Origin of the sequence: Rhodococcus sp. 4CII, from assembly GCF_014256275.1 — a bacterium.
In the GTDB taxonomy this organism is placed as follows: domain Bacteria; phylum Actinomycetota; class Actinomycetes; order Mycobacteriales; family Mycobacteriaceae; genus Rhodococcus_F; species Rhodococcus_F wratislaviensis_A.
On sequence record NZ_JACCFE010000002.1, the window covers coordinates 5090013 to 5110096 of the forward strand.

20 protein-coding genes are annotated in these 20084 nt (G+C 67.7%); 12 read left to right on the forward strand and 8 right to left on the reverse strand.

Annotation, left to right across the window (positions count from 1 at the left end; genetic code table 11):
- The first annotated feature begins 5 nt into the window (after positions 1–5).
- The 5 genes from H0B43_RS24245 (at position 6) to cydC (ending at position 6911) form a co-directional block, all read left to right on the forward strand.
- A complete protein-coding gene (locus H0B43_RS24245; protein ID WP_185725619.1) occupies positions 6–878 on the forward strand; it encodes an aminodeoxychorismate lyase in 873 nt (290 codons plus the stop codon).
- Positions 879–1011: 133 nt separating this feature from the next.
- A complete protein-coding gene (locus H0B43_RS24250) occupies positions 1012–2508 on the forward strand; it encodes a cytochrome ubiquinol oxidase subunit I (RefSeq protein WP_185725618.1) in 1497 nt (498 codons plus the stop codon).
- An 11-nt stretch (positions 2509–2519) separates the two neighbouring features.
- A complete protein-coding gene (gene cydB, locus H0B43_RS24255; RefSeq protein ID WP_185725617.1) occupies positions 2520–3557 on the forward strand; it encodes a cytochrome d ubiquinol oxidase subunit II in 1038 nt (345 codons plus the stop codon).
- Positions 3554–5242, forward strand: coding sequence for a thiol reductant ABC exporter subunit CydD (gene cydD, locus H0B43_RS24260; RefSeq protein ID WP_185725616.1), 1689 nt, complete (start codon positions 3554–3556; stop codon positions 5240–5242). Before cydB ends, cydD begins: the two co-directional genes overlap by 4 nt.
- Positions 5232–6911, forward strand: a complete 1680-nt coding sequence (gene cydC, locus H0B43_RS24265; RefSeq protein WP_185725615.1) for a thiol reductant ABC exporter subunit CydC — start codon at positions 5232–5234, stop codon at positions 6909–6911. Before cydD ends, cydC begins: the two co-directional genes overlap by 11 nt.
- Positions 6912–6999: 88 nt before the next feature.
- Here cydC and H0B43_RS41765 read toward each other — a convergent pair whose 3' ends face one another.
- Both H0B43_RS41765 and H0B43_RS24275 read right to left on the reverse strand, forming a co-directional pair.
- Positions 7000–7563, reverse strand: a complete 564-nt coding sequence (locus H0B43_RS41765; protein WP_252189715.1) for a type IV toxin-antitoxin system AbiEi family antitoxin domain-containing protein — start codon at positions 7561–7563, stop codon at positions 7000–7002.
- Between the two features lie 107 nt (positions 7564–7670).
- Positions 7671–8393 (reverse strand): FABP family protein, encoded by a 723-nt coding sequence (locus tag H0B43_RS24275; RefSeq protein WP_397517449.1) that lies wholly within the window; start codon positions 8391–8393, stop codon positions 7671–7673.
- Positions 8394–8635: 242 nt separating this feature from the next.
- Between H0B43_RS24275 and H0B43_RS24280 the strand changes: the two genes are divergently transcribed.
- The gene (locus H0B43_RS24280; protein WP_185725614.1) at positions 8636–9907 is read left to right on the forward strand and encodes a cutinase family protein; all 1272 of its coding nucleotides are present in this window, start codon (positions 8636–8638) and stop codon (positions 9905–9907) included.
- A 68-nt stretch (positions 9908–9975) separates the two neighbouring features.
- Here H0B43_RS24280 and H0B43_RS24285 read toward each other — a convergent pair whose 3' ends face one another.
- The 5 genes from H0B43_RS24285 to H0B43_RS24305 form a co-directional block, all read right to left on the reverse strand.
- On the reverse strand, positions 9976–10281 hold the full coding sequence (locus tag H0B43_RS24285; protein ID WP_072943045.1) for a DUF1416 domain-containing protein: 306 nt from the start codon (positions 10279–10281) through the stop codon (positions 9976–9978).
- A gap of 3 nt (positions 10282–10284) precedes the next feature.
- Positions 10285–11121 (reverse strand): sulfurtransferase, encoded by an 837-nt coding sequence (locus tag H0B43_RS24290; protein ID WP_185725613.1) that lies wholly within the window; start codon positions 11119–11121, stop codon positions 10285–10287.
- 59 nt (positions 11122–11180) lie between these two features.
- Positions 11181–11630, reverse strand: a complete 450-nt coding sequence (locus H0B43_RS24295) for a DUF4395 domain-containing protein (RefSeq protein WP_185725612.1) — start codon at positions 11628–11630, stop codon at positions 11181–11183.
- Positions 11631–11866: 236 nt separating this feature from the next.
- Positions 11867–12343: a co-chaperone YbbN gene (locus H0B43_RS24300; RefSeq protein ID WP_185725611.1), complete on the reverse strand. Its 477-nt coding sequence runs from the start codon at positions 12341–12343 to the stop codon at positions 11867–11869.
- The gene (locus H0B43_RS24305; protein WP_185725610.1) at positions 12340–13119 is read right to left on the reverse strand and encodes an LmeA family phospholipid-binding protein; all 780 of its coding nucleotides are present in this window, start codon (positions 13117–13119) and stop codon (positions 12340–12342) included. Before H0B43_RS24305 ends, H0B43_RS24300 begins: the two co-directional genes overlap by 4 nt.
- Positions 13120–13325: 206 nt before the next feature.
- Between H0B43_RS24305 and H0B43_RS24310 the strand changes: the two genes are divergently transcribed.
- From H0B43_RS24310 to pstB, 6 genes are all read left to right on the forward strand, one after another.
- Positions 13326–14084: a response regulator transcription factor gene (locus H0B43_RS24310; protein ID WP_185725609.1), complete on the forward strand. Its 759-nt coding sequence runs from the start codon at positions 13326–13328 to the stop codon at positions 14082–14084.
- Positions 14081–14998: a mycothiol synthase gene (mshD, locus tag H0B43_RS24315; RefSeq protein WP_185725608.1), complete on the forward strand. Its 918-nt coding sequence runs from the start codon at positions 14081–14083 to the stop codon at positions 14996–14998. The genes H0B43_RS24310 and mshD overlap by 4 nt, the downstream gene beginning before the upstream one ends.
- Before the next feature lie 215 nt (positions 14999–15213).
- On the forward strand, positions 15214–16332 hold the full coding sequence (pstS, locus tag H0B43_RS24320) for a phosphate ABC transporter substrate-binding protein PstS (RefSeq protein WP_185725607.1): 1119 nt from the start codon (positions 15214–15216) through the stop codon (positions 16330–16332).
- A 68-nt stretch (positions 16333–16400) separates the two neighbouring features.
- The gene (gene pstC / locus H0B43_RS24325; RefSeq protein WP_185725606.1) at positions 16401–17474 is read left to right on the forward strand and encodes a phosphate ABC transporter permease subunit PstC; all 1074 of its coding nucleotides are present in this window, start codon (positions 16401–16403) and stop codon (positions 17472–17474) included.
- Positions 17475–17477: 3 nt separating this feature from the next.
- Positions 17478–18386 (forward strand): phosphate ABC transporter permease PstA, encoded by a 909-nt coding sequence (gene pstA / locus H0B43_RS24330; protein ID WP_185725605.1) that lies wholly within the window; start codon positions 17478–17480, stop codon positions 18384–18386.
- A gap of 43 nt (positions 18387–18429) precedes the next feature.
- Positions 18430–19206: a phosphate ABC transporter ATP-binding protein PstB gene (gene pstB, locus H0B43_RS24335; RefSeq protein ID WP_015888703.1), complete on the forward strand. Its 777-nt coding sequence runs from the start codon at positions 18430–18432 to the stop codon at positions 19204–19206.
- Positions 19207–19348: 142 nt separating this feature from the next.
- Here pstB and phoU read toward each other — a convergent pair whose 3' ends face one another.
- On the reverse strand, positions 19349–20047 hold the full coding sequence (gene phoU, locus H0B43_RS24340; protein WP_185725604.1) for a phosphate signaling complex protein PhoU: 699 nt from the start codon (positions 20045–20047) through the stop codon (positions 19349–19351).
- Positions 20048–20084: the final 37 nt, after the last annotated feature.

The following is a 20084-nucleotide window of genomic DNA, read 5'->3' on the forward strand; positions in this document are numbered from 1 at the left end:
GTGCCATGTCTGATCGAGTGCTGGTGACACTGGACCACGAGGTGCGCGACGCGGATGCTCCGCTGCTGCACGCGGACGATCTGGCGGTGGTCCGCGGCGACGGTGTCTTCGAGACGCTGTTGGTGCGCGGCGGTCGCGCACTCAAGGTGGAGCCGCACCTCACTCGTCTGGTCGCGTCGGCCCGCGCCCTGGGTCTGCCCACTCAGGATCTCGACGACTGGCGGCTGGCGCTCGAGCTGGCCGTCGAGGAGTGGGGGTCCGACCGTGAGGGCGCGATGCGCCTCGTGCTCAGCCGCGGCCGGGAGTCCGGTGGGGACGCGACTGCCTTCGTCACGGTCGGGCCGGTGTCCGACCGGATCCGCGACGCGCGACGCGACGGCGTGTCGGTTCTCACACTGGCCCGCGGCTATTCGGTGGATCTGTCGGCGAGCGCGCCGTGGCAGCTGCTCGGGGCGAAGACCTTGTCGTATGCGACGAACATGGCGGCACTGCGGTACGCGGCGACGTTCGGGGCCGACGATGTGATCTTCGTCAGCAGCGAGGGCAATGTGTTGGAAGGGCCACGTTCCACGGTGGTCATCGCCCGGGAGAAGACGCTCCTCACGCCGCCGCCGGAACACGGAATTCTGCCCGGGACCACTCAGCAGGCGCTCTACGAGGTGGCGTCCGGGAAGGGGTTCCGCTGCGAGTACGCGGCCCTGCGTCCGGCGGATCTCATTACGGCGGAAGGTGTTTGGCTCATCTCGAGCATCACCATGGCCGCGCGCGTGCGCAAGATCGACGGTCTCGTGCTGCCCGATGCGCCGCTCGCCGCCGAGATCATGGAGCTCGTCGAGCTCGCGGTCGAGACGACGGGCGCCGAGTCCGCGGAGGCTTGACAGGCCTACTACATTTCGTAGTAGCAAAGTCCTGCGGCAGAAACGACCCCGCAGTACGTTGTTTTCAAGGGTCGGGCGGATGCCCACGCTCCGACCCTGACGCCTGTCCTACGGGCCCAGTTTCGGAGTAGCCATGGATGCCTTGGACGTCTCCCGGTGGCAGTTCGGCATAACCACCGTCTATCACTTCATCCTCGTTCCGCTGACGATCGGGCTCGCCCCGCTGATCGCCGTCATGCAGACGATGTGGGTGGTCACCGGAAAGGATCACTGGTATCGGCTCACCAAGTTCTTCGGGAAGCTCTTCCTGATCAACTTCGCACTCGGCGTGGCCACCGGCATCGTGCAGGAATTCCAGTTCGGGATGAACTGGAGCGAGTACTCGCGATTCGTCGGCGACGTGTTCGGCGCACCCCTCGCGCTCGAGGGACTGGTCGCGTTCTTCCTCGAGTCGACGTTCCTCGGGCTCTGGATCTTCGGCTGGGGACGACTGCCCAAGCTCGTCCACCTCGCCACCATCTGGCTGGTGGCGATCGGCGTGAACGCGTCCGCGTACTTCATCATCACCGCCAACTCGTTCATGCAGCACCCGGTCGGGGCCGTGTACAACCCCGAGACCGGGCGCGCGGAACTCACCAGCATCTGGACGCTGCTCACCAACAACACCGCCCTCGCGGCATTCCCCCACGTCGTCGCCGGCGCGTTCCTCACCGCTGGAACGTTCGTGGCCGGTGTCGGTGGCTGGTGGATGGTGCGCAGCATGCGCAAGGCGAAGGAAGCCACCGAACCGGACGTGGCGAAGAAGCACGAGGACACCGCCCGGACGATGTTCCGGCCGGTCACGATCCTCGCGCTGTGGGTCATGGTCGCAGCAGGTGTCGGACTCGCGATCACCGGCGACATCCAGGGCAAGCTGATGTTCGAACAGCAGCCCATGAAGATGGCGTCCGCCGAATCGTTGTGCCACACCGAAACCGGTGCCGACTTCTCCATCCTGACCGTCGGCACCCAGAACAACTGCGAGAGCATCACCCAGCTCATCAAGATCCCCGGCCTCACCTCTTTCCTGGCGGACGGCAACTTCGACTCCACCGTCGAGGGCGTCACCGAGATCCAGGCCCGCTACGAGCAGATGTACGGGCCCGGCAACTACAAGCCCAACCTGTTCGTCACCTACTGGACGTTCCGCGCGATGATCGGCTGGGCTGCCGGTTCGGCGCTGCTCGCCGTGGTCGGCCTGTGGATGACCCGCGGCGGACGCGTCCCGGACAAGAAGTGGTTCGGCTGGCTGTCCATCCTCGTCATCCCGACGCCGTTCCTCGGGAACAGCGCGGGCTGGGTGTTCACCGAGATGGGCCGCCAGCCGTGGGTCGTGGCACCCAACCCGACCGGTGTCGACATGATCAGACTGACCGTCGACCAAGGCGTCTCGCATCACTCCCCGTGGACCGTCTGGGTCTCGCTCGTCACGTTCACCGTCGTCTACGGGGCGCTGGCCGGCGTGTGGTTCACGCTGATCCGGCGCTACACGGTCGAGGGGCCACTCGAACACGACGCGCATCCACCGGGTGACGACCACGACGAGCCCGAAGAACCGGGCAAGCCCGAACAACTCTCGTTCGCGTACTAGGGGAGACGGTCATGGGACTTCAAGAGGTGTGGTTCATCCTGATCGCGGTGCTCTTCATCGGGTACTTCGTCCTCGAGGGATTCGATTTCGGCGTCGGCATGCTGATGCCGGTGCTCGGCAGGCGCAAGGACCCCGAAGGCGACACCCGACGACGGGTGGTGCTCAACACGATCGGTCCCGTGTGGGACGGCAACGAAGTGTGGCTCATCACCGGTGGCGGCGCGTTGTTCGCGGCCTTCCCGGAGTGGTACGCCACCCTGTTCTCCGGCTTCTATCTGCCGCTGCTGATCATCCTCGTCGCGCTCATCGTCCGGATCTGCGCGATCGAGTACCGCGGCAAGATCGACGACGACACCTGGCGCCGGCGGTGTGACTGGGGCATCGTCTTCGGGTCGTGGGTGCCCGCCGTGCTGTGGGGCGTCGCGTTCGCGAACATCGTGCGGGGCGTCGACATCGACGCCGACAAGCAGGTCACGTCGAACCTGCTCGATCTGCTCAATCCCTACGCCCTGCTGGGTGGTCTGACGACCGCGCTCGTGTTCGCCCTGCACGGTGCGGTGTTCCTCGCGCTGAAGACGGCCGACGAAGTACGCACGGACGCCGTCGAACTCGCGTCCCGGCTGGCCCTCCCGGCCGTTCCGGTGGCGGGCGCGTTCGTGCTGTGGACGCAGTTGGCGCACGGCACGGGCTGGACGTGGATTCTCGTCGCGATCGCCGCAGGTGCACTCCTCGGGGTGGTCGCGTTCACCCGCGCCGAGCGGGAAGGCTGGGCGTTCCTGCTCACGTCGATCGCCGTCATCGCCACGGTGGCACTGCTGTTCGGTTCGCTGTTCCCCGACGTCATGCCGTCCACCCTGGACGCCGCCTACAGCCTGACCATCGAGAACGCGTCGTCGAGTCCGTACACCCTGAAGGTGATGACGTGGGCCGCGGCCTTCCTCACCCCGGTGGTGCTGATCTACCAGGGCTGGACGTACTGGGTGTTCCGGCAACGGATCTCGACCAAGCACATCCCGCCGTCGATCGGTCTCCCACTCGAGCGCAGATGAGCACAGCGGTAGGCGACGCACCCCGCCCGGCACGGGACGGTGCGTCCCGGCGACCCGTCGATCCCCGGCTGTGGCGGTACTCGGCGGCGGCCCGCGGATATCTCGTCCTCACGGTCGGGCTGTCGATGGTCGACGTCGCGATGGTCGTCGTGTCGGCGCTCATGATCGGCCGCGTGCTCGGTGGGGTGATCGTCGACGACGCCACCGACCTCGGCCGGTGGTCCACCGAACTGGTGGTGCTCGCGGTCACGGTGGGTGTCCGGTTTCTCGGCGCCTGGCTGCAGTCCCGCTTCGCGCACCGTTCCGCGACACGTGTCGTGGCGGAACTGAAGGGGGAGGTGCTCGGTGTCGCCACGCGGATGCGGCCACGCGAACTCGATCCGCGCCGCGACGAGATCGCGACCGTGCTCACCCGCGGCATCGACGGACTCGTGCCGTATCTCACCGGGTACCTTCCGGCCCTGGTTCTCGCGGTGACGCTCACTCCGGCGACGTTGGCGGTCATCGCATTCCAGGATCTGACGTCCGCGGCCATCATCTTCGTCACGCTGCCGCTGATCCCGGTCTTCATGATCCTCATCGGACTGCTCACCAAGGGCAAGGCGGCCGAGACCCTCACCGCGATGACCACCTTGTCCTCGCAACTGCTCGACCTTCTGGCCGGACTGCCCACACTGCGCGCGCTCGGCCGCGAGCAGGGCCCGGCAACACGGGTGCGTGAACTCGGCGACGCCCATCGCCGCACCACTATGTCGGCGCTGCGGGTGGCGTTCCTGTCGTCGATGGTGCTCGAACTGCTGGCCACTTTGTGCGTCGCGCTCGTCGCCGTGAGCATCGGACTACGGCTGGTGTACGGGGGGATGGGACTCGAAGCCGGAATCGTGGCACTGATCCTCGCGCCCGAGGTGTACCTCCCACTGCGGAGGGTCGGAACCCAGTTCCACGCCGCCGAGGACGGAATGGCCGCCGCGAGCCGGGCGTTCGCCGTCATCGATACCGATCGCCCGGACGACGTCGACGGCGCGGTCGTGGTGGACGCGGACGGGGCGCGTCTGGAATTCGACGGCCTGGACGTCCGGTCCCGGCGGGGACTGGCGCCGCACGGACTGACGGGGGTCGTCGAACCCGGCACCGTGACGGTGCTGACCGGACCGAACGGGTCCGGGAAAACGACTGCGGTGCACGCACTTCTCGGTCTCGTCGAACCGGCGCGCGGCGACGTGCGCGTGGCCGGCGCCCCCGTCGGCACGCTCGACCGGTCCGCGTGGTGGGCGCAGGTGGCATGGCTGCCCCAGCATCCCGTTCTCGTGCCCGGCACGCTGGACGAGAACCTCCGGCTGACCGGGGACGTCGTCGACCTCGAACATGCTTGCGCCGACACGGGTTTCGACGAGGTGCTCGCCGAACTCCGCGACGGCTGGAACACGCGGGTCGGGTCCGGTGGAACGGGACTGTCGCTCGGACAGCGGCAGCGGCTCGCCCTGACCCGTGTGCTCGCCACCCGGCGTCCCGTGCTGGTGCTCGACGAACCGACCGCGCACCTCGACGACGCGTCGGAGCGCACCGTGCTGGAATCCCTGCGACGCCTCGCCGCCACCGGCCGGACGGTCGTGGTCGTCGGGCACCGTCCGGCCGTGCTCGCGGCCGCCGACCGGGTGATCGAGGTGAGCGCCGATGTCGCGTGACCCGTTGCTCCGCGCGCTGCCGCTGCTCGACCTGCAGCCGGGACGGGTGCTGCGTGCCGTCGCTGCGGGCGTCGCCACGCTGGGTAGTGCGCTCGCACTGGCGGCGCTGTCGGCGTGGTTGATCACCAGGGCATGGCAGATGCCGCCCGTCCTCGATCTCAGCGTGGCCGTGGTGGCGGTGCGAGCCCTCGGCATCTCCCGGGGCGTGTTCCGCTACCTCGAGCGGCTGGCCACCCACGACACCGCCCTCCGCGGCACCACCTCCGCCCGCACCCAGCTCTACCAGCGCCTGGCCGACGGCGACCCCGCCGCCGCGGCCGGGCTGCGCCGCGGCGAACTGCTCGCTCGCACCGGGGCCGACGTCGACACGCTCGGCGACGTCGTGGTCCGCGCGCTCGTCCCCATCTTCGTGTCCGTCGTCCTGGCCGTGGCCGCCGTCGGCATCCTCGCGGTGATCTCGCCGGCATCGGCACTCGTGCTCGCAGTGGCGCTCGCGGTGTCGGGGGTCGCGGCACCCTGGCTGTCGGCACGGGCCGCCCGCACCGCCGAGACGTCCGGCGCCCACGCGCGCGCCCGGTTCAGCGAGGACGCCGTCACCGCTCTCGATCACGCCGCTGAACTCCGCGTGGCGGGCCGCCTCGACCGGACCGTGTCGCAGGCCGCCGACGCCGAGCGCGCCGTGGTCGCAGCCACCGACCGCGCCGCGGCACCCGCCGCCTTCGCCGACGCCGCCACTCCGCTGGCCGTGGGCGTGAGCGTGATCGCGTCGCTGCTCATCGGCATGGACCTGTACGCGTCGGGGACCATGAGTCCGATGGCGATGGGCGTCCTCGTGCTCCTGCCGCTGTCCGCGTTCGAGGCCACGGCAGCGCTGCCCGCCGCGGCAGTCGCGCTGACCCAGGCCCGGATCGCGTCGCGCCGCATACTCGCCGTGCTCGACGCCGCCGTCGCCGATCCGCACCCCGGGGACCGGCCCCTCGACGGACCCGTCCACGTCGCGTCGAAGGCGCTGCGCTGCGGATGGCCCGGCGGAAACGTCACCGCGCCACTCGATCTCGACCTGCCGCCCGGCGCCCGCGTCGCGATCGTCGGGGGCAGCGGGTCCGGGAAGACGACCACCCTGATGACGCTGGGCGGGCTTCTCCCGCCGGTGTCGGGGACGGTCCGGGTCGACGGAATCGATCTGCACCATGTCAGATCCGCCGCCGTGCGCCGGAACATCGGATTCTTCGCCGAGGACGCGCACCTCTTCGACACATCCGTTCTCGAGAATCTGCGGGTGGCGCGGGGCGACATCGACGACGCGGAGGCTCTCGCCGTCCTCGAGTCCGTCGGGCTCGGAGAATGGGTGTCCGGGCTGCCGGAGGGGGTGCACACGACTCTCGCCGGCGGTGCCCGGGCGGTGTCCGGCGGGCAGCGTCGCCGACTGCTCCTCGCCCGCGCCCTGCTGTCGCCCGCGCGGCTGCTCTTACTCGACGAACCGACCGAGCATCTCGACGCCGACGCGGGTGCCGACCTGCTCCGGCGATTGCTCGCGCGGGACGGCGGACTGGTGTCTGGGCAGCGCACGGTCGTGGTGGTCACCCACCAGCTTCCGCAGGATACCAGCGCTGACCTGGTGATACCCGTGGAGAAAGCGGAGAGCGAAAATGCGTTGCCGACTTCGTGAGTGCGGCGTACGTTCTTGAGTACACGAGGAAGGAGGTGGTCTGAAATTGAATGACAGACGGACACGTGAGGTGGCTGCCAGCTAGCCGCTACCGCTGACGGAATTCACTGACCGCGCGAGCGGCGAGCGAATCCCAGGCAGCTACCCGGCCCCCGAGCCCCCGGTCTGGTCCAGATCGGGCCCGGTGCACCAGCACCGGAAGGCTCGGGGGCCGTTGTGCGCTCCGCGCCCGTGAGTACTTGTCAACCGGGACGGCGTACCGATGCTCGAGGATCTTCCGGCGCCGACGGTTCCTCGACGGCCAGATCGACGATGGTATCGGCCAGGACGTTCGCGGGGGCGCGGTGACGTGGATCGGCCCGGGATCGACGGGCGTCAGCACCCACTCCTCGGCCGCCGTCCGGTGGCTGAGTATCGCCCGGGGACCGCCGGACAGCAACGCCGCCCACAAGGTCATCGGCCGGTCGAGAGGGCCGTCGGTGACGGCGTAGACGCCGTGCAGCACCGTCGACCACTGGCCGGACTCCACCATGTGCTGAATCTGCCGGGTCGAGACACCCAGTCCGCGCAGTTGCCGGGACGTGACGAGGCCGTGCTGGCGGTCGAGGACGCGTTGGGACTCGGGTTTGAAGTCGATCGTCGCTGCCGTCATGGACGCGACGGTGCGCACGCGAGCCGACAGGAACGGCCCGAAAAAAGGCCGATTACAACTGGCCTGTGGATGAACCGCAGGTTGTGGATAACCGAGCCGTGAGGGCGTTAGCCGACGTAGCGGGACAGACGCGCCGACAGATGGGGGCGCAGTTCACCGTCGGCGATGATGCGTTCCTCGACGTAGGCGAGGTCGCCGCCCTCGACGATGCCGTACAGGCGCTTGGCGCCGCCGACGAGAACACCGGAGGTGCTGCGGATCACGACGTCGGTCGCGAGTTCCCACGACGACTGCGTGAGGGCTCGGCCGTAGAACAGTTCGACGATGCCGGAGCTGTGGGCGAGGAGGAGTTCGACGACTTCCTCGTTGGTGCTGCCGGGAATGCCGTCTCCGCTGATCCGCCAGAAGCCGGTCTCGTGGAGGTCGGGGCGCACGTACTCACCGTCGGCGTCGAGAACCCAGCTCTGGGATTCCCACTTGAGGTAGTTGCCCCCGTTGTGGGAGACGATGATCTGCTGCCCGAACGGGTAGTCGCCGGTGTCGGGGTCGTGGCCTTCCCCTTCGCCGCGCCACACACCCACCAGGGGTAGAACGGCGAGGAGTTCGTTGTTCAGATCCGGGCCGAGGCGCAGATTTGCGGTGTCCTCGGGCAACGGAAGGTCCGGAAGCTGCGGGATGTTCCGCGACGCCGTCGTCTTGGAACGCTCGATGGCGTCCGCGACGGCTGCGTCACCGCTACCACGACGCACGGTGGGGGTGTCCCCAGCGGGCGCGCTCGTAGTCGGGTGCTCGGAAGGCGGATCTGCGCCTGCGTCCGGGTTCTGACTCACGACTCGTCGGTGACCAGACGGTAAATCGTGTAGAGCGAGAACCACGTGATCAACACGGCGGCAAGGACAAGAAGTACCTCGAAGAAGATAACCACGGGGACATCCTAAACCGAACCCGTCGAACGGTCGAAACGGGAGGCGACTTACCGTGACTGCGGCTACGGTTCCTCGAAGGCGACCATCCGGTCGGTTCCGAAGATCCTCATGCGGTCGTCTCGTCTCCCGTCCCTCCCGGAGGTCCCATGCTTCGATCGAGTAAGGCCGTCACCGGTCCGGTGCGCGCCGCGATCACGGCGACTGCGCTGCTGCTCGCCGTCTCCGCGTTGTGTGCGCCGGGTCTGGCCGTCGCCGCCCCGGACACCGGCAGTGCCGGTTCGGGAAGCTCGGGTTCGGGGAGCGCCGACACGGACCGCGTCGACCCGAACAATTACGCCGCGGACTGCCCCGACTTGATGATCGTCGCCGTCTCCGGCGCCACCGACTCGACGGAGGACCGCAACCCTCTGGCAGACGAGAATCGTCAGCTCTGGTCGAATTGGGTCGGCAACGTGACCGTGCCGACCGGCGAGGCCAACAAGGACGACCCGGGGAGGGTCGGGTGGATGTACGTCCCGTACCCGTCGACGTACGGACTCGGCCTCGTGCAACCTGTTCCGACATACCAGGATTCGATGGCGGCTGGTGTCGCCTCGACGAACAGGATCCTCGACGAGAACAAGGCGAAGTGCGGCGACGACACCAAGTACGTCCTCCTCGGCTACAGCGTCGGCGGCGAGGTGGTCGAGCGGGTGGCGCGCGAACTCGGCCACCGCGACAGCAACGCTCTGGTTACCGCCGACGACATCGCCGGCGTCGCGTTGATCGGCGACCCGTACCGTCCCGCGGGGACGCCGTCGATGGGTGAGCCCGGACCGCCCGGAGGAGGTTTCATGTCGTCCGAGCCTGCCGACTACGGCGCTCTCGACGGCAAGATCACCTACGCGTGCCGACCGTACGACATCGCGTGCGACGCGCCGCAGCAGATCGCCGTCCTCGAACTGGCGCTGGGGGTGCTCGGCCAAGTGCACTTCACCCTGCTGAATCCGGGCCAGACCGTCTCCGACTTCGCGAACGCGGTCACGAGCATGGCGGCGCGGACGATCGTCCACATCGTCACGCACGACGACTGGTTCGCGTCGGACGAATCGTTCCTCGACGTTCTCCGCAAGGTCGCCGACCAGACCTACGACCCGGACGGACCGGACCGCAACATGCAGGTGTCCCAGGAGCAGATGGTCGCAGCGCTGAACTGGGCGATGGGCCCCGGTTCGGACGTGGTGAAGGCGAAGCTGGCGGCGGAGGGTCCCGGGTTCGTGGAGGACGACCGGGACGTCTTCGATCTCGTGATCAAGCCGTACATCTTCCTCGGATTCATCCAGCACCTCTTCTACTGGAACAACAACCCGAACGACCCGTGGTACTGGGAGAGCGAGCGGGTGGTCGACTGGATCACCGCGCTGGCGCGGGAGCAGTAGGCGGCGTCGCCGCCTACGGAAAGGCCCCGCTCCGAACGCTCGGAGCGGGGCCTTTCCGTAGGGATGTCCTACTCGCCGACGGTGACGTCGACGTTGTGCACGCCGGCGCTGGTCGGGCTCACCGTGGCGGTGCCGTTGCCGGAGCTGGACAGTGCGCGCACGGTCCAGTCGCCGGGGGCGGCGAAGAAGCGGAAGTCACCGGTGCCGGAGGCGACGACCTCGGCGGTGAACTCTCCGCCGCCGTCGAGGAGGCGCACGAACGCTCCACCGATCGGCTGGCCGTCAGCGGCGAGAACGCGGCCGGTGATGACCGTTTCCTTCTCGACGTCGACGCCCGCGGGCAGGGTCTGGGTCTGTACTGGTGCTCCACACATGGCTCAGTGAACCTCCAACTCGATGGGTGCGCCGACGAGTGAGCCGTATTCGACCCAGCTGCCGTCGTAATTCTTGACGTCGGACTTGCCGAGGATTTCCTTGAGCACGAACCAGGTGTGGCTGGAGCGCTCGCCGATCCGGCAGTACGCGATGGTGGGCTTGGACTCGTCGTAGCCCTTCTCCGAGTACAGGTTCTCCAGGTCGTCGTCCGACTTGAACGTGCCGTCCTCGTTTGCGGTGGTGCTCCACGGGATGTTGATGGCCGTGGGGATGTGTCCACGCTGCTGCGCCTGCTCCTGCGGCAGGTGCGCGGGAGCGAGGATCTTGCCGGAGAACTCGTCGGGCGAACGCACGTCGACGAGGTTCTTGTTGCCGATGGCGTCGATGACCTCGTCGCGGAACGCGCGGATCGTCAGGTCGGGTGCGTCGGCCTTGTACTGAGTGGCGGCGCGGGTGACGGTCTCCTTGGAGAGGGGGCGCCCGTCGAGTTCCCACTTCTTGCGGCCGCCGTCGATCAGCTTGACGTCCTGGTGGCCGTACAGCTTGAAGTACCAGTACGCGTAGGCCGCGAACCAGTTGTTGTTGCCGCCGTAGAGGACGATGGTGTCGTCGTTGGCGACGCCCTTGGCGGACAGGAGGTCGGAGAACTGCTGCTGGTTCAGGAAGTCCCGACGGACGCCGTCCTGCAGGTCCTTCCGCCAGTCGAGGCGGATGGCGCCTTCGATGTGGCCGCCGTCGTATGCGCTGGTGTCCTCATCCACCTCGACGAAAACGGTCTTGGGGGCGTTGAGGTTCTGCTCAGCCCAGTCGGCGGAGACTAGGACATCGGAGCGAGCCATGGTGTTCCTTTCGATGTGTTCTTACTTCTGTCGGGTGGATCGTGCGGTGGTCGAAGCGTTCAGGCGGGGCGTAGCCGGGCCACGAGCGGATAGATCTGGCAGCCGAGGCAGAAGCCGAACGCGGCGTTGAGGAACGCCGCGAACAGGGCGAACGCGGTGGCAACGGCGCCGACCAGGCCGGAGCCGGTGAGGAAGCCGACGGTGCCGATGGCAGCGAAGACGAAACCGACGAGCTGCGCGAAGCGGAGCGGCGCGGTCGGTTCGCGTTCGCTCACCGGGGCGAGCCGGGGCGCCACGAGGGTGCCGAAGATCTGGCCGTACGGGCTGCGCCGCGGCCCGGTGGCGGCGCCCGCCGCGAAGACGATCGCCTGCAACGCCAGCAGAATCCCTGCTGCGACCAGCGAGAACGTCGACACGACGAGCACTGCGACGAGGACTGCGGTGGTGACCCAGGCGGCGAACCGGGGGCCACGAACGTCGACCTGTGCGGGCTCGAGTGTGGTGGACATGTGAAGTGCTCCTGCGGTGAGTCCTGAATGCTTGCCTGGCGCCGAAGGGCGACGAATGACGTCGTCATCGGGGTTAGATCACGGGCGCGGAGTGCGCGGTGTCAGCAGAAAGCGACAGCCCTGGTGATCAGCAACAGGTACAGCAACAAGCCCCGAGGCGGCACAGGTCTACCGTGCGGCGTCGGGTGAGCATGAGCTCGTGGCTGGATTGCACGACGACGAGTTTACCCGGTTCCTCAGGAATTTGAAGCCGGGGGCCGGGTGAGGGGTCCGAGCGCGGCCCGCAGGTCGGCCGCGGAGGGCACCCCGGACACCCGAAAGCGTTGCTGCAGGTCGGCGTCCAGAATGAATGTGGTCGGCAGCGACAGAACGCCGAGTTCCTTGGCGAGAGTGGGATACTCGTCGATGTCGACTTCCACCTCCATGGGCGGTTCCGGTTCGCCGTCGAGGTCCGCGACGACCTGCCCCACCACTCTGCGCACCGCTGCGCACGGCCCGCACCAGTCGGCGGAAAAGTGGAGAACGGTGGCTGTCCGGGGGTGCTCCGCCGATCCCACCCCGACGCCCGCCTCCTCGAGAAGCCGGCGTCGTTCGTCCGTCACGTCCGCGGTCGTCTCGCCGCTGCCACGGACCTTCCCCTGGCGCCGCTGCCACACGAGGCCGAGCGCGGCAGCTGCGACGAGTGCGATCACCAACAGTGTGATTCCGGTCATCGGCTCTGCAGTTCGTCGAGATCGATCGTGAGGTTGTCGCCGACGCCCTCGATGACGATCTGCGACCCCTCCGCATAGACCTCGGTCGGCTGGACGCCGAACGGCAGTTCCCGGGGGTCGATGGTCCGGGTGAAGAGGCCGAGGATCGCGGGGGCGAGGGGTTCGGGGATGGTGAAGTCGGCGTGGCCCTCGGGCCCGAAATAGAAGTCGCTGGCGACGATCTTCACCTGTCCGCCGTCGAGGACGAGATCGGCCTGCACGCTGACGGTCGTGTCGATGGGCCCGACGGGGACCGTGCCGGTGAGGACGACGCCGCCCGCGGTCGGCATCCCGGATCCGCCGGATCCGCCGGTGCCGTCGGACTTGCTGGCCGGCGGGGCCGATACCTGCAGGTCGGGGATGTCGAGGAACCGTCCGAGGTCGGTGGCGTCGATGAGCATGCGGCCGGAGAGATGGTCGACCGGGAGGGTCTGGACGGAGCCGTCGACGAGGTCGGACAGCGGCGCGGTGACGCCCTGGAGGCTGGACTCGATCGTCACTTCGCCGACCACGTCACTCTGTACTCCCTGGGCGCGGATCGCGATGTCGTCGTACTTCCCGTTCCACGCCTGGGTGAGGAACGGGAAGCCGTGCACCGTGACTTCGGGATCCGCGGTGAGCGACGCGCCGGCCCGCAGTTCCCTCGACACCCGGTACTCCGCGTAGGCCGCCGAACCGAAGTCGACGACGAGACCGAGAGCGACGAGGAACACGATTCCGATGATGAGTTTCCGCACGGCCCCATTGTGACGGACACCGTCGCGGGGAGTATCGGTGCAACCTCCTCGCCGGTCGCCGGGGGTTCGGTGCGACGAACGCCGACGGTGGCGCGCTACTCTGTCACCGACAAAAGTGTCGATACCTTCAGTGTCGATCTACCTGGACCGGCGGATGAACGATCCATCGGCCTGCCGGGTACGACGGCGACGAGATGGGAGGCTGTGTGGAGCTGCTGCTTCTTACCTCCGACCCGAACCCCGAGGCAGTGCTGCCTGCCCTCGCCCTGCTGGCGCATTCGGTGCGGCCCGCCCCGACGGAGGTGTCCTCTCTCCTGGAAGCGAGCTCCGCCGACATCGCGCTGGTGGATGCGCGCACCGACCTCGCGGCGGCGCGCGGACTCTGCAGGTTGCTGGGTAGCACGGGTTCCGCGGTTCCCGTCGTGGCGGTGCTCACCGAGGGCGGCCTGGTGGCCGTCAATTCCGACTGGGGTCTCGACGACATCCTGCTCCCCGGCACCGGACCGGCCGAGGTGGACGCCCGCCTCCGGCTGCTGGTCGGGCGTGCCGGCGGCGTCGCGAGCCCGGAGGCGTCGGGCAAGATCACGCTGGGCGAGCTGGTCATCGACGAGGGCACGTACACGGCTCGCCTGCGCGGACGCCCCCTCGACCTCACCTACAAGGAGTTCGAACTCCTCAAGTACCTGGCGCAGCACGCGGGTCGCGTGTTCACCCGCGCGCAGTTGCTGCAGGAGGTGTGGGGATACGACTTCTTCGGCGGCACCCGCACGGTGGACGTCCACGTGCGTCGTCTGCGGGCGAAGCTGGGCAGTGAGTACGAATCCTTGATCGGTACAGTCCGCAACGTCGGCTACAAGGCCGTCCGTCCCACCCGCAGCAAGTCGGGGGCGCCGGTTCCGCCGGTCGACGACCTGGACGCAGACGACGTGGACTTCGAGTCCGCCGAGGGGCAGGCATTCCAGTGAGTGTTCCGGTGCAGTCCTGGATCGATCGACTCGACGGCAGACAGGCCGCGGCTGTGGCCGCCCTGCTGGAGCGCGCGACGGTGGCGGACGGAACCGCGCCCGTGTCGGAGCAGGGGGTGCTTGCCGTGTCCGGTGCCGGTGGCGGCGACGTGCGGCACCTGGTGGAGACCGACGGCGATCGCATCGTCGGATACGCGCAGCTGCAGCCCGGGCACGGCGAGCACCCCGCAATGGCCGAACTCGCGGTCGACCCCGAGTCGCGTGGCCGGGGAATCGGCGGCCGGCTGGTCACCGAGGTCCTGTCCGAGGGTGGTCCGGACGCGCGGGTGTGGGCACACGGCAACCTGCCCGCGGCGCAGGCGGTCGCGCAGCGGCTCGGTCTGAGCGGTGCGCGCGAACTGCTGCAGCTCCGGCGCCCGCTGGAGGGCGCGGAACTTCCGGAACTTGTTGTACCGGACGATATTTCGATCCGTGAGTACCGTGGCGTCGAGGATGACCCCGAGGTGCTGCGGGTCAACGCGGCCGCCTTCGCCTGGCATCCCGAGCAGGGATCGTGGACCGACCGCGACATCGCCGAACGTCGCGCGGAGGACTGGTTCGACCCGGCAGGTCTGTTCATGGCGTTCGCCGCGTCGGACGAGACGCGGTTGCTCGGATTCCACTGGACCAAGGTGCATCCCCAGCAGGGCGACGAGCCGGCCATCGGTGAGGTCTACGTGGTGGCTATCGGACCCGACGCCCAGGGCCGCGGTCTCGGCCGGTTGCTCACACTCGCCGGACTGCACTACCTGCGGGACCGCGGACTCGGTGCCGTGCTGCTCTACGTCGAGGGCGACAACGCGTCGGCGTTGCACACCTACGACCGGCTCGGGTTCGAGCGGTTCCACACCGACATCGCGTACGCGCGCGGCTGAGGTTCCCCTCTACTTCGGCACCGGCCGTTCGTCACGGAAATATGGGCAATTGTCCGGTCTGTTCACTTTCCGTTCACCGATCGTGGCCCAACTGGACATTAGCTACCCCTAGGTTTCTCCGTGGGCAGCGCCGTGTTGCCTGGTGCAGGATTCTCGAGATCCGCGCCTCATGTCGCCGCCCGATCGCGGGCGAGACGGTATTTCCGGAGGACTAGGTGAATCTCAAGCGCAGTGGCGCCCTGCTCGGTGCAGTGGCCCTGGGTGCCATGACCTTGGCCGCGTGTGGCAGCGACAACAATGCGGCGTCGAGCGACGTCGACGCGTCCGCATCGACCGCGACGTGCGAGGGCAAGGCCAACCTCTCCGCGGCCGGTTCCTCGGCCCAGAAGAACGCCATGGACCAGTTCGTCTCCACCTACATCTCCGTGTGCCAGGAAAAGGGCAAGACGGTCAACCTGGCGTACAACCCCAGCGGTTCCGGCGACGGACGCACCCAGTTCATCGCCGGCCAGATCGACTTCGCCGGTTCCGACTCGGCGATCAAGGCCGAGCAGGCGGAGCAGGCCAAGGCCCGCTGCGTCGGCGGCGAGGCGTGGAACCTTCCCCTCGTCTTCGGACCCGTCGCTGTCGCCTACAACCTCGACGGCGTCAAGGACCTGGTGCTGAACGGCGAAGTGACCGCCAAGATCTTCAACGGCACCATCAAGAAGTGGAACGACCCGGCGATCGCCGCCCTCAACCCGGGCGCCACCCTTCCCGACCAGGACATCACCGCGATCATCCGCTCCGATTCCTCGGGTACCACCGACAACTTCCAGCAGTACCTCACGACCGCCTCCAACGGCGCCTGGACCACCGGTGCCGGCTCCGACTTCACCGGCGGCATCGGTGAAGGCGCCAAGGGTTCGGCCGGTGTCGCTCAGGCAGTGGCCTCCGCCCCCGGCTCGATCACGTATGTCGAGAAGTCCTACGCCGACCAGAACAAGCTGTCGGCGGCGCAGATCGACACCGGCGCGGGTCCGGTCGCCCTGAACGACGAGTCGGCGGCGAAGGCCATCGAGGGTGCGCAGTTCAAGGGTGCGGGCACGGGCGACCTGACGCTCGACCTCGCGTCGATCTACGGCACCAAGGAAGCGGGCGCGTACCCGCTGGTGCTCGCCACCTACGAGATCGTGTGCTCGAAGGGCTATGACGCCGACACCTCCGCTGCGGTCAAGTCGTTCCTGACCAGTGCCGCCAACGAGGGTCAGGCCAACCTGGCCGCGCAGGGCTACGTGCCGCTGCCCGACTCCATGAAGGAGAAGCTGAACGCGTCGGTCGCCGCAATCGGCTGATTCGCGCGGTAAGTCGTTCGGACCCGCCCATGACTCGATATTCTGACGATGAAGGATTGCGAGCGCAGATGAGTGAAGCGCACACCGAATCAGCACCTCGCGCCTCCGGCTCCGCTTCCGGCGGGGCCGGGGTGGGCGGTTCGAACGGCACCCCGGAGGCCGAGTTGAGTACGACCAAGGCCGACACCCCGACCCCGGCGGAAGCCCCCCGCGGTAAGGCCGCCGCCAGGCCCGGAGACCGGATCTTCAAGTCCCTCGCGACCACGTCGGCGATCTTCATCTCCATCCTGATCGCCGCGATCGGGATCTTTCTGGTCTGGCGTGCGGTTCCCGCGCTGAGCAGGAACCAGGTCAACTTCCTCACGAGCCGCGAATGGGTCACGCAGAACATCAACGCGATGGCGTTCGGTGTGCTCGACCTCTTCCAGGTCACCGTTCTGGTGTCGCTGTTCGCGCTGGTGCTCGCGATGCCGGTGGCCCTGGGCATCGCGATCTTCCTCACCGAATATTCGCCGGGCTGGCTCAAGCGTCCGCTGGCGTACGTCATCGACCTGCTCGCCGCCGTGCCGTCGATCGTCTACGGCCTCTGGGGTCTGCTGGTGTTTGCGCCGGCGATCAAGCCACTCGCCGTGTGGCTCAACGAGAATCTCGGCTGGTTTCCGCTGTTCGCGACGGGCAGCGGGTCGATCACCGGCGGCGGCACGATCTTCACCGCGGGCATCGTGCTCGGTGTGATGATCCTGCCCGTGATCACCGCCGTCACCCGCGAGGTGTTCGTGCAGACGCCCACGACCCAGATCGAGGCGGCCCTCGCGCTGGGCGCGACGCGCTGGGAAGTCGTGCGAACCACGATCATTCCGTTCGGAAAGTCCGGTTACATCAGCGGATCGATGCTCGGCCTGGGTCGCGCCCTCGGTGAGACGATGGCGCTGTACCTGATTCTGCGGACCACGTCGCAGCCCTTCGGGTGGTCGCTGTTCGACGGTGGCGCCACCATCGCGTCCAAGATCGCCCTCGGCTACGCGGAGTTCAACAACAACATTCAGGCCGGCGCCTATATCGCCGCGGGCCTGGTGCTCTTCGTGCTCACCTTCGTCGTGAACGCCGCCGCCCGCGCCGTGATCGCAGGAAAGAAGGACTGACCCATGACCGCGACCCTCGACAAGCCGGTCAAGGCCCCCACCTTCCAAGGGGTCGGTGCTCGCCGGCGTCTCACCGATCTCGCCGCCACCGTGCTCGTGACGCTTGCGGTGCTCGTGGCGCTGATCCCCCTCGTGTGGGTCCTGATCACCGCCGTCATCAAGGGAATTCCCGCCCTGACGTCGGCCACCTGGTTCACCCACTCGCTCAGCGGACTGACGTCGTCCGCGGAGGGTGGCGGCATCTATCACGCGCTGATCGGCACGATCCTGCAGGGTCTCGTCTGCGCCGTGCTGTCCATCCCGCTCGGACTGTTCGTCGCGATCTACCTCGTCGAGTACGCCGACCGGAGGTCGCGGCTGGCACGGCTGACCACGTTCATGGTCGACATCCTCAGCGGTGTCCCGTCGATCGTCGCGGCCCTGTTCATCTACGCCCTGTGGATCGCGACGTTCGGTTTCCCCAAGTCCGGATTCGCGGTTGCGCTCGCCCTCGTCCTGCTGATGGTGCCCGTCGTCGTCCGCAGCACGGAGGAGATGCTCCGCATCGTTCCGCAGGATCTGCGCGAGGCGTCGTACGCGCTGGGCGTTCCGAAGTGGAAGACGATCGCCAAGATCGTGCTGCCCACCGCACTTCCGGGCATCATCACCGGCGTCATGCTGGCGCTGGCCCGGGTGATGGGCGAGACGGCACCGCTGCTGATCCTGGTGGGCTACGCACCCTTCATCAACTTCAACCTGTTCGGTGGCGAGATGGGCACGCTGCCCGGCGTCATGGTCGCCGAGATGAACAACCCGACCGAGGCCGGCACCAACCGCATCTGGGGCGCAGCGCTGACGCTGATCCTGCTCATCGCCGTCCTCAACGTCGCGGCCAAGGTCATCGGCCACTTCTCACAGGTCCGCAGCAAGTGATCCATCCACTCGATTTCGAAACCCAATCAGTAGGGAGCCGGTAATGGCCAAGCGTCTGGATCTCAAGGACGTCAACATCTACTACGGCAAATTCCACGCCGTCGCCGATGTCGGGCTGTCCGTCCCCCCGCGGAACGTGACCGCCTTCATCGGTCCGTCCGGTTGCGGCAAGTCGACCGTGCTGCGCTCGCTGAACCGCATGCACGAGGTGACTCCCGGTGCGCGCGTAGAGGGTTCGATTCTGCTCGACGGTGAGGACATCTACGGTTCCGGCATCGACCCGGTCGGCGTCCGCAAGACGATCGGCATGGTGTTCCAGCGGCCCAACCCGTTCCCGACGATGTCGATCAAGGACAACGTGGTGGCCGGACTCAAGCTGCAGGGCGAGCGCAGCAAGAAGCGTCTCGACGAGGTGGCGGAGCGGTCGTTGCGCGGCGCCAATCTGTGGAACGAGGTCAAGGACCGTCTGGACAAGCCGGGCGGCGGACTGTCCGGCGGTCAGCAGCAGCGTCTCTGCATCGCCCGGGCCATCGCCGTCTCGCCCGACGTCCTGCTGATGGACGAGCCCTGCTCGGCGCTGGACCCCATCTCGACCCTCGCGATCGAGGATCTCATCACGGAGTTGAAGAAGGACTTCACCATCGTGATCGTCACCCACAACATGCAGCAGGCGGCGCGTGTGAGTGACCAGACCGCGTTCTTCAACCTCGAGGCCACCGGCAAGCCGGGACGCCTCGTCGAGATCGACGACACCGAGAAGATCTTCTCCAACCCGACGCAGAAGGCCACCGAGGACTACATCTCGGGCCGCTTCGGATAGCTCGACCGCAGACATTACACGCCCCGACCGGTTCGCCGGTCGGGGCGTTTTCGTGACTGTGCGTGAGGACGGTGGAACGAACGAGACGCTCGTACGGTCAGACCGTACGAGCGTCTCGTTCGCGCGAAAAGGGTTGGGGGAGCTACTTCTCCGGGTACGAGGTGAGATTGTCGGCGTCAGCCGCGGTGATCTCGTTGTCGTCGGGCAGCTTGCCTGTGACGAGGAAGATCACGCGACGGCCCACCTCGACGGCGTGGTCGGCGAAACGCTCGTAGAAGCGGCCGAGGAGGGTGACGTCGACGGCGGCTGCCACGCCGTGCTTCCACTCACGGTCCATCAGGACCGTGAACAGGTGACGGTGGAGGTCGTCCATCGCCTCGTCCTCCTCGCGGAGGCGGGCGGCCCGCTCGGGGTCACGGCTCTCGAGAACCTCGCGGGCAGCGGCGCCGATGGATACGGCGATGCGGCCCATCTCGGCGAAGTACCCGTTGACCTCTTCGGGGAGCACGTGGTTGGGATGTCGACGGCGCGCGATCTTGGCGACGTGGAGGGCCAGCGCCCCCATGCGGTCGATGTCGGCGACGATCTGGATGCCGCTGACGACGGAGCGGAGGTCGCCGGCCACCGGTGCCTGTAGGGCGAGGAGGGCGAAGGCCCGCTCCTCGCAGATGGTGCTGAGCTCGGTGATCTTGTCGTGCTCGCCGATCACCTGCTCGGCGAGGGAGAGGTCGGCCTGGAGCAGCGACTGTGTGGCGCGCTCCATGGCGACCCCCGCAAGCCCCGCCATCTCGCCGAGCAGGTCGGCAAGCTCGGTCATCTGTTCGTTGTAAGCCACGCGCATGAGGTCACAGCCTACGGTGCACGGGAAACCAAGTCAC

Coding starts and splice junctions, on each gene's coding strand:
- H0B43_RS24295 (WP_185725612.1), bottom strand. CDS start 11,630: ATGTCCACCACACTCGAGCCCGCACAGGTCGACGTTCGTGGCCCCCGG.
- H0B43_RS41765 (WP_252189715.1), bottom strand. CDS start 7,563: ATGACGGCAGCGACGATCGACTTCAAACCCGAGTCCCAACGCGTCCTC.
- H0B43_RS24285 (WP_072943045.1), bottom strand. CDS start 10,281: ATGTGTGGAGCACCAGTACAGACCCAGACCCTGCCCGCGGGCGTCGAC.
- pstA (WP_185725605.1), top strand. CDS start 17,478: ATGACCGCGACCCTCGACAAGCCGGTCAAGGCCCCCACCTTCCAAGGG.
- cydC (WP_185725615.1), top strand. CDS start 5,232: ATGTCGCGTGACCCGTTGCTCCGCGCGCTGCCGCTGCTCGACCTGCAG.
- H0B43_RS24300 (WP_185725611.1), bottom strand. CDS start 12,343: ATGACCGGAATCACACTGTTGGTGATCGCACTCGTCGCAGCTGCCGCG.
- cydB (WP_185725617.1), top strand. CDS start 2,520: ATGGGACTTCAAGAGGTGTGGTTCATCCTGATCGCGGTGCTCTTCATC.
- H0B43_RS24290 (WP_185725613.1), bottom strand. CDS start 11,121: ATGGCTCGCTCCGATGTCCTAGTCTCCGCCGACTGGGCTGAGCAGAAC.
- H0B43_RS24250 (WP_185725618.1), top strand. CDS start 1,012: ATGGATGCCTTGGACGTCTCCCGGTGGCAGTTCGGCATAACCACCGTC.
- phoU (WP_185725604.1), bottom strand. CDS start 20,047: ATGCGCGTGGCTTACAACGAACAGATGACCGAGCTTGCCGACCTGCTC.
- cydD (WP_185725616.1), top strand. CDS start 3,554: ATGAGCACAGCGGTAGGCGACGCACCCCGCCCGGCACGGGACGGTGCG.
- H0B43_RS24280 (WP_185725614.1), top strand. CDS start 8,636: ATGCTTCGATCGAGTAAGGCCGTCACCGGTCCGGTGCGCGCCGCGATC.
- pstC (WP_185725606.1), top strand. CDS start 16,401: ATGAGTGAAGCGCACACCGAATCAGCACCTCGCGCCTCCGGCTCCGCT.
- H0B43_RS24245 (WP_185725619.1), top strand. CDS start 6: ATGTCTGATCGAGTGCTGGTGACACTGGACCACGAGGTGCGCGACGCG.
- pstB (WP_015888703.1), top strand. CDS start 18,430: ATGGCCAAGCGTCTGGATCTCAAGGACGTCAACATCTACTACGGCAAA.